The organism is Pseudoduganella ginsengisoli (assembly GCF_009720865.1).
GTDB lineage: Bacteria > Pseudomonadota > Gammaproteobacteria > Burkholderiales > Burkholderiaceae_D > Rugamonas > Rugamonas ginsengisoli.
Genome location: NZ_WNLA01000032.1, coordinates 12,610 through 26,459 on the forward strand (window position 1 = coordinate 12,610; position 13,850 = coordinate 26,459).

Sequence of the window (13,850 nt, forward strand, 5' to 3'; positions counted from 1 at the left end):
TATATGCGTCTTTTCATCGCTGAAAAACCATCATTGGCCAAGGACATTGCAGCCGTCCTCGGGGTAACAGGAAAGGGTAACGGCTACATCGAATGTGGCCCCGACAAAATTACGTGGTGTTTCGGCCACATGCTGGAATTCGCGGAGCCGGATACCTACACCCCCGACGATGCACCGCGTCACGAGAAGACCGGCAAGAAATTGTGGCGTGCGGAGGATCTTCCTATCATCCCGCAGACGTGGATTTTGGAGCCGAAGGAAGACAGCAAGGCTCAACTTGAAATCATCGGCAAGCTGTTGAAATCGGCCACCGAAGTGGTACACGCTGGCGACCCCGACCGCGAGGGCCAACTACTCGTTGATAATGTGCTTGAACATTTCAATTGTACGTTGCCGGTGCGCCGCTTTTGGGTACAGTCCAACGACGAAGTAACGTTCAAAAAAGGATTGGCCAACCTCAAACCGAATAGCGAGTTCAAAGGCTACGGCCGCGCAGCACACAACAGATCATGCGCGGATTGGCTCATTGGTATGAACATGAGCCGGGCATACACCTTGCGCGCGCAGCGCGGCGGATCTCGCGTCTTGCTGACCATCGGCCGCGTGCAAACTCCGACGCTTGCGCTTGTCGTAGCCAGGGACCGCCAAATTGAGGCATTCAAGCCGATTCCCTTCCACACGTTGCACGCGGCCGTTAAGCACGCCAACGGCGCCTTTGTGGCGAAGTGGCAAGCCAAAGAAGATCAGGCCGGGCTTGACCCCGAGGGCCGCTTGATCGACACCAAGATTGCCGATTCTCTGGTAGCGAAGCTGACTGGCACAGCCGGCACAGTCTCAGATTCGCGCGAAGAACCGAAGACCGAAGGACACCCACGCGCATATTCGCTGTCGGACATTTCCCTTGTAGCGTCAAACAAGTTCGGCTATGGCGTTAGCGAAGTCCTGGAAATCTGCCAATCACTGTACGAAAAAAAATTCACCAGCTATCCCCGTACCGATTGTGCGTATCTACCCGAGGCCCAACATGCTGATGCACCGCGCGTACTGGCCGCTATCAAGGTCGTGAATCCCGAGCTGGCCACCCTCATTGACCTGGCGGACCCTTCTATCAAATCGAAGACCTGGAATGACGCCAAGGTAACAGCGCACTATGGATTGATCCCCACGATGCACGAAGGCAGCAAGGATGCGCTCAACGAGAAGGAGAGTAATGTTTATAACCTGATCGTACGGGCTTACCTTGCACAGTTTTATCCGGTCCACAAATATACGAGCAAGACCCTTGTGGTGGACATCGCCGGTGAAACCTTTAAGGCAGAAGGGAAGACCGTCACGCAAAATGGCTGGCGGGACGTGTACATGGCTGATGATCCGGCTGATTCGGGCGACGAGGCAAACCCCGATCAAAGCATGCCGGCCGTGACTGTGGGCGATAGCGTAACGTGCGTGAAAGTCGCCAGGAAGGATACCAAGACCCGTCCGCCAGTCCGCTTCACCGAAGCGAGCTTGGGCACAGCAATGGAAAACATTGACAAATACGTAGAAGACCCGGCGCACCGCAAGATGCTCAGGGAAGGGGACGGTATCGGCACTCCCGCTACCCGCGCTTCGATCATTTCCGAACTGTTGCGTCGTGGCTTCATCGAGCCGAAGGGAAAGAGCATTGTTAGTACGCAAGTTGGTCGAAGCATGATCGACATCTTGCCCGAGCATGTGAAAAGTCCGGTGCTGACCGCGATCTACGAACGCATGTTGAAAGACATTGCGGCCGGCACCGTTGATGCTTCCGACTTCATGAATAAGCAAGAAAATTTCGTGCGTGACCAAGTGGCAAAGGCCAATGCCGGATCTGTCGTTATTGCCGGCGCCGAAACACGCCAAGTCTCGACCGTCCACAAATGTCGTGTCTGCAAACTCGGGCTTGTTCGCCACACTGGCAAGCAGCCGTGGTGGGGATGCAGCGGCTATCCCACTTGTAATGAGCGTTACCCCGACCTGAAAGGCCAACCCAATTTCGCTGCTAAGAAATAAGGAGAAAACGGATGTCCACTGAGAACCCTAAAGAACTGTTACCCGAGTTGTTTGACACTGGCCCCTCTGATGCGCTGGTTGAGAAGCTGGCAGACGCAATGACGCCCGGTTTCGTTGCCGAATGTGATCCGATCGAAGCAGAACGCGCTGGCGCCTTTGCAGAAGATGCCATGAGTGAAGCCGATGCGTTAGCAAGCAGCATCGACCTCAACCGGCCAGCGGGGTAATGAAGATGGCTAAATCGAGTAAACCGTTTCATGTGCAAGTGGCCGATCTGCTGATTGCTAAGCTGAAAGAAGGCACGGCACCATGGCAAAAGCCTTGGAAGGCCGGTGATCCGTATTTGTTCATGCCTATGAACCCGACTACCGGCAAGCGGTACAAGGGCATCAACGCTATGTATCTTATGGCCCAGGGGCGCACCGATCAGCGATGGCTGACCTATAACCAGGCGCAGGATATCGGCGCCCAGGTCCGCAAAGGCGAAAGCGGAACGCCAATCCAATATTGGAAATTTTCAGAAGAGCAGATAAAGCGTGACGAGGCAGGCAAGCCCATCAAGGACGAGAAAACGGGGGAGTTCCAAAAGGTCACTGTCATGCTGGAGCGCCCGCGAGTATTCTTCGCTACGGTGTTCAATGCGGAGCAAATCGACGGTATGCCCCCCCTTCAACGCTTTGCACGCGATCAGACTTGGACGCCAGTTGAGCGTGCCGAGAAAATCCTTAAAGCATCGGGCGCCTCTATCCAGCACAGTGAACAAGACCGGGCTTTCTATCGGCCCAGTACCGACAAAATCCACATGCCGGAAAAGCATCTTTTTCCGGCCGCCAGCAACTACTATGCAACTGCTTTGCATGAGCTTGGCCATTGGACCGGGCATGATTCCCGGCTTGGGCGTGATCTTGCAAATCCCTTTGGAAGCGAAGGATACGCCAGGGAAGAACTACGCGCGGAAATTTCCAGCATGATTCTTGGAAACGAGCTGGGGATTGGCCACGATCCCGACCAGCACGCTTCTTACGTCAAATCCTGGATCAAAGTTCTTGAAGAAGATCCGATGGAGATTTTTCGGGCTTCCGCAGATGCCGAGAAGATCCATGGATTTATTTTGGCGTTTGAACAAAAGCAGTTGCAATCTACCGTTGCAGAAAGGATCGAAATGCAGCAACCTAAGACGCTGCCCGTACCGCAACAAGGTCGCTTGGTCGACAGCTTGCAGAAAATCGGTATGTCGCAGGATGACGCAAACGTGACCAGCGCGCGCCGTGATTTGCTGGTGGCAACCGCCGATACCCTAGCGGTTGACCAGGCCGCTTTTGCCGACGCCACTATGGCCGCATTCGGGTTCACTATCCCGACAGATTGGAGCGGTGAAACGCAAGTAGTCGGCATGCTTAAAAGGGATGACGAAGTTATCCCGGCGGCACAAGTCAGCGCAGATCCCGAATTCTTCACCGTGTATGCGCGCGGCGCCGATGGCACGCATACTTGGCTGACCGACGCCCCAAACCAGGAGCTGGCCAAAGACCTGGAAAGCCGACTGCTGCTGATCGACGCCTATTCCCAACCCAATACGTTTAATCGTGACGCGAAGCTGGCGAGGTTACAGGAACAGTGGGTAAACGAAAGCCCCAACAGCACTGAGCAGGAAAAGACCCATGCACGCGAGATCCGCAGAATTGCAGATGCCGCAGCGCTGGTCGAAGCTGCGCCGGCCGCGATGCAAACTGTACCAGGCGCAGATATGCCGGCTTCGGTGCAATCGACTAAGGCGGATCGGACCTACATCAAAGTGCCTTTCCGAGAAAAAAACGAAGCAAAGGATCTCGGCGCACGCTGGGACCGAGCAGAGCAACTTTGGTACATCCCACCTGGTAAGGATCTAACGGCTTTTGCCAAGTGGGAAATCGTTCTCACGTCTTCCCAGGCGTTGGCCCAGCAGAACATCGAACCACAAGATGCGCCGGTCTTGGCCCAAAGCGATGGCGCCAAGGCCGCACAGATCGCCCTGCAGGCGGTCGAGAATCCGGCCGAAGAGATCCCAACTCAAACGGCCGCTGCTCCTGTAAAAGTCCCGGAAAATCGTCAATATCTGGCTGTCGAATACAGCCAACGTAAAGAGGCAAGCGCGGCCGGCGCCAAATGGGATGCTGGTGCTAAGTCCTGGTATGTTGGGCCGAACGCCGACATGGACAAATTGAAAAAGTGGCTCCCCGAGGCCGTCGTGGTCGAGCAGGCGCCGCCACTCAGCCCGAGGGAAGAGTTTGCCGACGCCCTGCGCGCGGCAGGCTTCATGATTTCAGGTGGCCTTACCGGCGCCGATGACGAACATCCGATTATGGATGGTAAGAAGCACCGGGTAGCGGTCGAAGGCGACAAGAAGGGCGCCACATCCGGTTTTTATGTCGGCCACCTGGACGGCCACCCGGCCGGCTACTACATGAACAACAAGACCGGCGCGCAGGACAAGTGGAAGAGTAAAGGCTACACACTTACCGACGAGCAAAAAGCCGTCATGCAAGCCGAGGCTGCGCAGAAGCTACAAGCTCGCGCCGAAGACGAACGCCTCCGGCATGAACATTCCGCAGCGCGCGTGGTCGGTCAATTGGCTAACGTGAAGCCGGCCCAGGACGATACTCCCTATATTGCTGCCAAGGGCATCAAGGCCCATCCTGGCGTGTTTGTCGACCGGGATAACAAGACTATGTACATTCCCGCATTCGACGTGCAGGGTAAGCAATGGACAATGCAATATATCCAGGAAGACGGAACGAAGCGCTTTGCCAAAGACAGCCGAAAGGATGGTTGCTTTCATCCGGTCGGCGGCATGGATGCGTTGAAAGCAGCGCCGGCACTGGTCATCGGGGAAGGGTACGCTACGGCCGCCCAGGTTGCGGAAGCCGTAGGCTTCGCAACCGTCGCAGCCTTCGATAGCGGAAACCTGGAGGCCGTAGCAAAGGCACTGCACGAAAAGTATCCCGATAAGCCGGTAATCATCGTCGGTGACGACGACCGGCATCTTCTGATGACGCACGGCACGAACCCTGGCCGCACAAAAGCAGAATCCGCAGCTCAAGCAGTAGGCGGCAAGGCTGTATTCCCGATCTTCGCATCATCCGAGGCTACATACCCGGCCAGCCTTCCGCCGATCACTCAGGACGCCTATAAAGCGCACCTGGCCGCAGAGCAGCGGCTTGCGGATGCTGCGGAGGGCAAAGCGACATTGAAATCTGGTGAAGCAGAAACGCTCAAGGATTCTATGCTGAGCGCGGCGCAGCTTTCGGCCCTGGCCCACATGAAGAAGCACACGGATTTCAACGACCTGGCCACCAAGAGCAATCTTGGTCGGGATGGTGTCGAACGCCAGATGAGAGCCGCTGTGGACTGGGCCATTGAAAAGCATGTTTCCAGGGCTGAGCAAGACCAGGTACAGCAGCAAGAGCAGAACCGCACGCAGGGCCACGAGCGCAAGCGCGCGGCTACCCTTTAAACCATGTGGCCGGCGCTTCGGTGCCGGCATTTTTTCTATCTTATGGAACTTATTTTTGCTGGAATACTTGGCCTTGTGGTCGGTGTTGTTGTGTGCGTCGTATCTGTTCGACTTCCGCAATCAATGCAGGTTGACACGGATAATTTTGCCGCCCTGGTCAGTGGTAAAGAGCCGCCGCACGCACCGTTTCCAGTCCTGCCGATTGAGAGTCTAGCTCAGCTATTCCCGCTGTCGTTGCGAACGGTCGTGGCCTGCCTGCTATGCGCTTTGTTGTCTTTGATGACGATCTTCTTTTTTGGAGTAACCCCGCGCGGCCTGGCCGTGCTGTGCTTTACGTATATTCTCACAACCCTATTTGCCGTTGACATCGAGGCTCAGCTTTTGCCTGATAGCTTGACCTATCCGCTGATGTGGCTTGGCCTACTGGTTAGTGTCAACGGAACGTTCGTTTCGGCGGATTCGGCCATCATTGGGGCCATCTTAGGCTATATGGCCCTTTGGGCACTCGCGGCAAGCTATAAGTACGTCACAAATAATGATGGTATGGGTAATGGCGACTTCAAGCTAATGGCAGCACTCGGCGCCTGGCATGGATATGAAAGCTTGTTTGCTATTCTAATAATCGCTTTCGCTGCTGCCTTTGTCGCGTGGTTGCTTCGTTTCGTCCGAATGTCGACTGAACGGCGGCAAGCGTTTGCCTTCGGCCCATATATGGCACTGGCCGGGTTGGCTAACTTCTACATAGATGCCAATAAGGCCATGAATCTAATCTAACATGAACCCAAAGTATGCGCTAAATCTTAGCCTGTTCGTGAAGGATGATGGGCCGACGATTACAAAACATCAACTTAACCGGCTGATCGACCATCTTCCAGACGATGCCGATATTTATCTCTTTACTAAGCTAGATTGCGTCACACGGGCCATGCAGATATCCGCCGAAGTTGGTACAACAGTCCTGTCGTTCTCGCTTACTGGCGATGTCATTGAAGAACCTCACGGAGTAAGTCTTATGGCTAGAGCAGCCGGTTGAATCCTGATGTGGAAGAGAAGGCGCGGCGTGTTGGAATTGCCGCTGTAGAGATCGCAATTAGATAAATCCAAGAACTGCAATCAAAACCATGACGAACAAACCAAGTCGCTTGCGAACCAAAAAAAATATCCCAAGCGGGGGAGACTGGACAGACCACGCCAAACAGTATTATGACCATTGCAAACACATGACAACGCTATCGGCTGGCTCAATGCTGCTGATGGTGACGATGTACGATAAGCTCAGCAAAGCACCTAAGTCGACTGGTCTTGTACCACTAAGCGTTACGCTCTACCTTATATCTTTAGCGGCGGCTTTATTCGCTATGCTTGGCTTTGCTTCTTATTCAAGAGGGAGAGAGGGCACGCCAAATGATCCGAGCGATATTGCCATTAACGCATTCATAGTCGCCATGGTTTTGTTCTGGCTAGGGTCTATGTCGCTGGCATGGTTTATGTGGAAGAACGTATAAGGAAAATTGCATGCCTAATAAATTCACATTTGCACGAGTGGCGATAATCACTTCGGCGGCTTCGTTTGCTATTGGTGCCGTGACTTTCGCCAACCAACACCCATTCGCATGGCCTGCATATCTCGAAGCTATTTTTGCTGTGGCTGTTGCAGCCGTTGGAGGCTATTTGATTGGGCGTAACCAACCGGATAGTACAGAGCCCGTCCACAACGTTCCGAAGTAAAAAGGAAAAAACAAATTGACGAGCACTGCACTCAATGAAACCGAAAAGTCTGCACTTCGTGCGGCCTCCGAGGCTTTCTTATTAATCCGTATGCTGGCGTCTCGCCCAATGTCCGGCGAAGCCCAACAGATTATCCGTGACATGGCCGATGCGTTCCATAACGTCCCTGTCCATTGCGCCGGCTCAGTGGAACAGCGGCAGGCGAATGCATTTCTGATCGAGGATGCCATTCGTGATGCGATCCGCGCCCAAAATAAGTACGGCTTGGTAAGCAGTCACCTGCCGACGCAAGTCTAAGGGAAACGACGTGGCGGGCGCCGCCGGCAAGCGCATCGAGCGGCAACACAGCGCCGGCCGGCGCCTGGTCGGCCAACTGCACGGCCTGGTCGCGGTCGACGTGGCCGGCGCACGAGCTGGTGAACGTGGCCGGCGCCGCCGGCAAGCACATCGAGCGGCAACACAGCGCCGGCCGGCGCCTGGTCGGCCAACTGCACGGCCTGGTCGCGGTCGATGTGGCCTGCGCACGAGCTGGTGAACGTGGCCGGCGCCGCCGGCAAGCGCATCGAGCGGCAACACGGCGCCGGCCGGCGCCAGGTCGGCCAACTGCAAAACCGCCTGGACACACTGATATACTGTACGCGCATACAGCTATCTGACGGGGGGATTATGGAACGGGACGTGGTGGTAGTTCTCTATGAGAACGAAGGGGCGCCAATACCGAGGCACAGGCTGGCATTCCCGAAGCCGGCGCACGAAGGCTTGTTCCAGATCGGGGACGAGATCGATACGGAACTCAAGCGAACAATGCCGATTGCGCGGTTACGGTCAGCTGAGGGCGCGGGTGACGATGTGTTGCCGCCGCTGCGTGATGCAAAGCTATTGTGGCAAAGGCGTGGCGTGGCCTGCTACACAGGGGTGGAGATGGAGTGCGATCTCAGCCGGCGGCGCACGGGGCAGTCATGGAAGGTATTTCTCGCTGGCTACCAGGGGCGTGGGCAAGACCCGGATTAGCCATTGGGATGGAGCTAAGCATCCGCAAGCAAGGCCTGGTAGCTTTCGATGTCAACGGCTTGAGATAAATAGTACGGTCGTTCGCATAATTTGCATTATGTCAAATTGGCAACATTACTTTATTTGCATTATTGCAATTTGCATGACTGCTCTACGGTGCTTTTCCTTCCTAGATTACTCGGGGGGCTTTCGGACTATCGTTGCAGCTACGCCTAAGTCATATTGGAGCATGGAAAAATGCACTAGGACTCCATGAAAGAACCACGCCAACCGCCGCCGCATGGGATTATCAATCCCTCCATCCGAGGCATCGCTCCAAAAATCCCAAAACTGACTTTCAGCGATACCAATTTTAAACTTGTAAAGCACCAGGCCCAACACTTGAGCAAGTAGCCAAGCTCCAGCCAGTGTCCCAACCCACGTATGCTGTCCTGTAACAGTTTCTAGGCCGTAAATGGTGGATGCAAAGGCCATTGCGATGAAATACATCAAGGGAAAATTTCTCATGGAGTTATCCTTCACTTTTGATGAATTAACGTGACTAGTCACGTTAATTCATCATAGGTATAAATGCTATCGCAATTCCTTCCAACCCCACATTAGCGCATCCTCAATGATAGTCAGGTCTACTGGTTCAGGAAGTGCACCAGGTAAAACAATCGTGGTCGTGCTCCACGGTTCAGGTGGTTTGTGCATACTCATTTCACTTGATGGCCACAAAGCAGCGTTGCGCGAGCGCAGCGCGACGCGAATCGCCAATATCGGCAATTCTTCATCGTTGTAAAGCGTTACATGCAGACCGCCATGCTCGATGCGCGCAACGCCAGAGTATGGCCCGGCCCACGGCATTGGCACTGGCCGCACGCCGCAGACTGCGTTAGATATCCAAGCCTGCGCGGCGCTAACAGCCATGTCCGGCACGTGGTCGCGGTATGATCGACGTATCCGGGCGGTATTGTTGTTGATGTGTGTAATAAACATGAGGCTCCCTATTTGTATCTACCGCGCAGCGGAACCGCGCATAGTACCAGAGAGCACAAGGAGCTGAGCATTAGGGGCCGCATCACGGCCCCTACTCCCTTATTCTTTGGATGCAAGAATACGCAGCCGGCTCTCCATCGGCGGTGTTTCTTCCGGGTCGATATACACATCGAGCAAGGTAGGCCCAGGATGATTGCACATTGCTTTGATGTCCAAGGCTTCCAGGTCAGCCACCGATTTAATTGTATGGCCGCGTCCACCCTGAGCACGTGCAACGGCCGCAAAATCCGTTACCGGCAGTTGGTAGGCAATAGAAGCTGCGCCGGCCAGGCGCTGGCCGTGTTTGACCATACCCAGGGCACGGTCATTCAACACGACATAGATCACGCATAATTGTTCCTGTACCGCAACCGAAAGTTCCTGGCCACTCATGAGCATTGAGCCGTCGCCCGTAATGCATACCACAGGCGCATTAGGGTTGCCGGCGGCGGTCCCAATAGCGGCGGCAATAGCCCAGCCCATAGGCGCATAGTGCGGCGTTACACGCAACCAGCCGTCGCGTTGCTGATGACGTGCATCGTGTAAAAGGTTTGGCTGTGGATACAAATAATGAGTGGCCCAGGCCACACTGTTTCCGGCATCCGCCAAATAGGCGGTGTCGACAGGAAAGCAGTGCCCCAATTTGTTCATTAGACGTTGGGGTTTCAGTGGCATGGCATCGCTCTGAAATGCTATGGGGTCATCGAACATGTCAAGCGGACTCCATTTTCTGCCGGAGATTCCAGCTTTATTAGGAAGTTCAGGCATCAAGCTTGCCAATGAGCGGAAGGCTGAGCCAATGTCACCGCGTATATGTTGGCAGGCCATCGGGGTTCGCCCCAAGTGCGAGTCAAACGCATCAATGTGAATCAGTCGCTTGTTCATAAGACTACTATGCCAACCGCTCGTATTCCATTCGCCCATACTTACGCCGCCCGCGATGATATAGGCAATAGCCGGATCGGCAAGCGCTGCGCTCGCGCTTCGGTGGCCACCAAAGCCGAAAACCCCATGGTACAACGGATGATGCGGATTAATCAGACCGACACCATCCGGCGTGGTAATGAAAGGAGATTGTGTGCGTTCAACATACTGCATGATGTCCGCAATCGCGTTGGCACAGCCCCCACCGATCAAAATCACGGCCCGGCCGTGCGGCTCCAGCAGCGAAGCCACCGCATCAATACCGCGCAAATCGACAACGGGCGAGAGTTCCAGAAACGAGGCAACATTGTGAGTCGGCTCGGACGTGCCGGCCTGGCTGCCTAGGACATCGCATGGGATCGATAGATGAACCGGGCGTGATTGAGCACGCGCTTCGTACAGCGCCGCCATTAGCATGTGCTCGACGTGGGCGTAGTGAGTCACCAACGCACTATAGGACGTGACGTAGCGAAACATGCCGACTATATCTACACCTGTTGGGCCGGAATCTTGAAGCGCATGGCGCCCGTGTTGTGGCAACGCCGGTTGCGCGGTTATGACCAGCATAGGAACACGATTAGTGTAGGCCGTAGCCACGGCGGTAATCATGTTCGTGGCTCCTGGTCCGGAAGTGGCAATGCAAACGCCGATTTTACCGGTTTCGCGGGCATAACCGTCTGCCATGAAAGCGGCCCCGGCTTCATGGCGAGCCAAGAAGTGTTGCATATTGCCGCCTTCTTTCTGATGACGGGCCAGGGCGTTATACAAAGGTTCAATTGCACCGCCAGGAATACCGAATACTGTATCAATATCTAATTGAGCCAAATAGGCTACTAACAGATCAGCAACGGAATAGACGGGGGAGACAGCATGGTTGCGCGAACTAGGCGCACGAGCGATGGTAGGTTGCATTTAAATTTTCCCTGCCTGCAATAAGACCGGAGGCGTCGGTTTTGGCGAAAAGCCAAGAATAGAATAAACTATAAAATATCTATTTGGCAAGTAAAATGGATATTTTTTTCGTGTAAATTACCACTTACGTGGCTGACTTTGTGTCTTTTTTTTCCAAGGCTCATTAAAGCATATGCTACTGGCTTTTTGACGTTTTTCTTGGTTCGCTATAGCTTTGATGCGATTTTCGCTATCAGGAGCTTCACAGAATTCTTTCCATTCCTGAATAGTATCTGGCTCTTTATAGGAATCGCACGCTGATAAAAGCGTGACGAAAATAAAAAATAAATTGGTTTTGAGAATCTTCATAATTCCTATTTATTTCTCCAATAAGTTATTTCAGCGTTTTATCTTATGTGATTTCACTGTGCCAAGGATAGAATCGATTGAATCCTGAGCCCAAACCGGAATCCGTGTCGAAACGAATTTTGCTTTCCCGTTCTCAAGGGACAACAGAAGCCGGCGGCGTTTTCCTGAGTTGTCAAAGATGAATGCCCTGTCTGCCATTGCAACTAAACCGGGCAGGTTTTCAATGCTTCGGGAAAATCGTCTGGAGACATCGGCCGGCGGTACGTCGTGCCCTCCCCCTGCGACTCGCTGTGCTACCCTCATCATTGAAACACCGGGATCTCGCACCGCGATAAAGGCTACTCGTATTCGGTAGCCCTGGTCTTTCGCCTTGTTGGCAAACGGTAGTTCCCGCTTGCCGGATAAGGTTGTTTCAAGAACAAAGCTTTTGCGTGACGCCAGGTAGGAGTTTTGTTGTTCCAAGGCTGCTTTTCCAGCCTGGATCGGGGAAATTTTTTGATCGCGGGCTATGTCGTCGGGGTTGACGACTGGTAGGCTTGTGCGAATGTAACGGTTGACGAGGGTACTTTTTCCAGAACCGTTAGGGCCAGCAACGATCCATAGTTGCGGCCTACTCACAGCACACGCAGCAATTCAAATTGCCCAGCGGCGGTAACAATCCCGAGGTCGCGCTTTCCATCCGGCCATTCGCGGATGATCTCGGAAGGGTACTTGTCATCGCAATAGTAAACTGGCCGTCCTTGTTCCAGATGTTCGCGGAAAGCGCCGTCATCTTGCGATAATTGGTACTCCAACGAATTCCAGAATGCCCGCTGGCCGGACAATGGTAGCGTGTCGACTGTAGCGAAATTAAATTGAATCATCTTTCTTCCTCTGGAAAAGAAATGGTTTTTTGCTCGGTGCCTGCAAGAAATTTTTTCCTCTTCCGATAATCTGATGCGCGTTGAGCTGGAGATTTTGGGTTATCTAATTTAGGCCGGCCCCTCCCTTTTTTTATTGGAGCTGGAGCCGGTTCCAATCCTAACGGCAATTCGATTGTTCGGTTATCGTTTGCGAGTTTCATTCGCGGGTATAGAAAAGTTTGCTTTAACTACTTTATCAACATATCCAGTGTAATATCCTGTTGAAAAATTGCCTGACTGATAACATGAAAGGGCGTGCCGAACCGCAATCTGTTCATTCTGATACTGCTTGTAGGCCCTATCGTAGCACTCCGAAAGTATGTCGCCACCCTTTTTTATATTAGTGCAAATATCGAATACCGTTTCAGTCGTCAGGCCCAAGCGCGCAAAGTTAGTTGAGTTGATCTGAGAAGGCCCGGCGTCGAATTTGAAACCGTTCTGATAAAGCCAGGTCGCCCAAGCAATCGCCTCTGTCTTGTCTTTCGGCTGAGTTGTCAGAGTGAAAACCTTGCCATCACTCCGCACTATCTTATAGCCAATCGCGTTTTCTCGCCCCGTGCTCTCCACCGTGATGATTTTCCCCATCGTTTGGACGGACACATGCGGCGGCGTGCATTGGTGAATCAGAGCAACAAGATCCATTAGAACACTTTCTCCCGTAACCACTTCGTTGCGACGTACTTAACGCCAGAGATAACCGGAGATCCGCCATGCAAAGAGAGTCGACAAGGGGTTCCCTCTGGCGTGATGTTTGTGAAAAACACCGCACCGCCTTTCCGTGGGGCGACTTCAAGGCCCAGCTCAGGGAAGAGCGTTCCCCCGCCGGCCTCAACATCGTTTAGATACATGACGATAGTTCCGACGCGCTGACCAGCCGTGCCAAAGAGTTGTGCTTGACCTGGTATGTCCGCATTGAACCAATCGAAATGGGGTTTGTATTCAGCCCCCACACCATAGCGCAAAAGTTGTAAGCCCTCTCCCCTTTCGACTGGCCAGTTAGCGATATGCGCAAGCCTCGCCTCGATTTTGGTAATTAGATCGAGTTCCCCCCGCTGCATCATAACGCCGTAGCTGGTACGGCCGGGATCGATTTGGCCGCCGCCGGTAGCGGCGACGGTATGCGAACGCGACATGCCGGCTTCACCATAGGCGATAAGTGCGTCGCATTCTTCGTCACTTAAAACGTTACCGAGGACGGCGACGTTTGGAGCTTCGACAGAAAGGATAACTTGAATCTTCCGGTCAGGCGTTGAGATATAGTTCTTGCTGGTATCTACAAAGGGGCGTAGTGCATTCGATTCAGACTGATCACTCTTAGTCGCGTTAATCGCGGCTATTGCGACGGCCCGGCTAAAGCGGCCGTCACGCACCAATACCTGAATCATGCTGTCAACACTACATCCCCGGCTAAGCCCGTCTTTTATCCAGGCGTGCCATTGTGGGCTGATCGCTTGCACAAGGTTGTCAGTCATCGCACCCAT

The 13,850-nt window shown here is 53.7% G+C and carries 16 protein-coding genes; 8 read left to right on the forward strand and 8 right to left on the reverse strand.

All coding sequences use genetic code 11. From position 1 onward, the window contains the following. Positions 1–3: 3 nt before the first annotated feature. From GM668_RS27715 to GM668_RS27750, 8 genes are all read left to right on the forward strand, one after another. A complete protein-coding gene (locus tag GM668_RS27715; RefSeq protein WP_155442216.1) occupies positions 4–2,031 on the forward strand; it encodes a DNA topoisomerase 3 in 2,028 nt (675 codons plus the stop codon). Between the two features lie 11 nt (positions 2,032–2,042). Further along, on the forward strand, positions 2,043–2,258 hold the full coding sequence (locus GM668_RS27720) for a hypothetical protein (protein WP_155442217.1): 216 nt from the start codon (positions 2,043–2,045) through the stop codon (positions 2,256–2,258). A 5-nt stretch (positions 2,259–2,263) separates the two neighbouring features. Further along, positions 2,264–5,524, forward strand: a complete 3,261-nt coding sequence (locus GM668_RS27725) for a zincin-like metallopeptidase domain-containing protein (protein WP_155442255.1) — start codon at positions 2,264–2,266, stop codon at positions 5,522–5,524. 42 nt (positions 5,525–5,566) lie between these two features. Beyond that, positions 5,567–6,298: a prepilin peptidase gene (locus GM668_RS27730; RefSeq protein ID WP_170305884.1), complete on the forward strand. Its 732-nt coding sequence runs from the start codon at positions 5,567–5,569 to the stop codon at positions 6,296–6,298. 1 nt (position 6,299) lies between these two features. Then, the gene (locus GM668_RS27735; protein WP_155442219.1) at positions 6,300–6,557 is read left to right on the forward strand and encodes a hypothetical protein; all 258 of its coding nucleotides are present in this window, start codon (positions 6,300–6,302) and stop codon (positions 6,555–6,557) included. An 88-nt stretch (positions 6,558–6,645) separates the two neighbouring features. Further along, complete coding sequence (locus GM668_RS27740; protein WP_155442220.1) at positions 6,646–7,029, forward strand: hypothetical protein; 384 nt, start codon at positions 6,646–6,648, stop codon at positions 7,027–7,029. Between the two features lie 10 nt (positions 7,030–7,039). Then, positions 7,040–7,252: a hypothetical protein gene (locus GM668_RS27745; protein WP_155442221.1), complete on the forward strand. Its 213-nt coding sequence runs from the start codon at positions 7,040–7,042 to the stop codon at positions 7,250–7,252. Positions 7,253–7,267: 15 nt separating this feature from the next. Beyond that, complete coding sequence (locus tag GM668_RS27750; RefSeq protein ID WP_155442222.1) at positions 7,268–7,549, forward strand: hypothetical protein; 282 nt, start codon at positions 7,268–7,270, stop codon at positions 7,547–7,549. A gap of 888 nt (positions 7,550–8,437) precedes the next feature. Here the strand turns inward: GM668_RS27750 and GM668_RS27755 are convergent. The 8 genes from GM668_RS27755 to GM668_RS27790 all read right to left on the reverse strand — a co-directional run bounded on the left by GM668_RS27755 (position 8,438) and on the right by GM668_RS27790 (position 13,850). Then, entirely contained in the window at positions 8,438–8,770 is a 333-nt protein-coding gene (locus GM668_RS27755) for a hypothetical protein (RefSeq protein WP_155442223.1), read from the reverse strand. A gap of 66 nt (positions 8,771–8,836) precedes the next feature. After that, positions 8,837–9,244, reverse strand: a complete 408-nt coding sequence (locus tag GM668_RS27760; protein ID WP_155442224.1) for a hypothetical protein — start codon at positions 9,242–9,244, stop codon at positions 8,837–8,839. A 99-nt stretch (positions 9,245–9,343) separates the two neighbouring features. After that, on the reverse strand, positions 9,344–11,119 hold the full coding sequence (locus tag GM668_RS27765) for a thiamine pyrophosphate-binding protein (RefSeq protein WP_155442225.1): 1,776 nt from the start codon (positions 11,117–11,119) through the stop codon (positions 9,344–9,346). 117 nt (positions 11,120–11,236) lie between these two features. Beyond that, positions 11,237–11,467: a hypothetical protein gene (locus GM668_RS27770; RefSeq protein ID WP_155442226.1), complete on the reverse strand. Its 231-nt coding sequence runs from the start codon at positions 11,465–11,467 to the stop codon at positions 11,237–11,239. A 30-nt stretch (positions 11,468–11,497) separates the two neighbouring features. Beyond that, on the reverse strand, positions 11,498–12,085 hold the full coding sequence (locus tag GM668_RS27775) for an ATPase (RefSeq protein WP_170305885.1): 588 nt from the start codon (positions 12,083–12,085) through the stop codon (positions 11,498–11,500). Continuing rightward, a complete protein-coding gene (locus GM668_RS27780; RefSeq protein ID WP_155442227.1) occupies positions 12,082–12,330 on the reverse strand; it encodes a hypothetical protein in 249 nt (82 codons plus the stop codon). Before GM668_RS27780 ends, GM668_RS27775 begins: the two co-directional genes overlap by 4 nt. A gap of 180 nt (positions 12,331–12,510) precedes the next feature. Further along, positions 12,511–13,011, reverse strand: coding sequence for a lytic transglycosylase domain-containing protein (locus GM668_RS27785; RefSeq protein ID WP_155442228.1), 501 nt, complete (start codon positions 13,009–13,011; stop codon positions 12,511–12,513). Then, positions 13,011–13,850 (reverse strand): 2OG-Fe(II) oxygenase, encoded by an 840-nt coding sequence (locus GM668_RS27790; RefSeq protein ID WP_155442229.1) that lies wholly within the window; start codon positions 13,848–13,850, stop codon positions 13,011–13,013. Before GM668_RS27790 ends, GM668_RS27785 begins: the two co-directional genes overlap by 1 nt.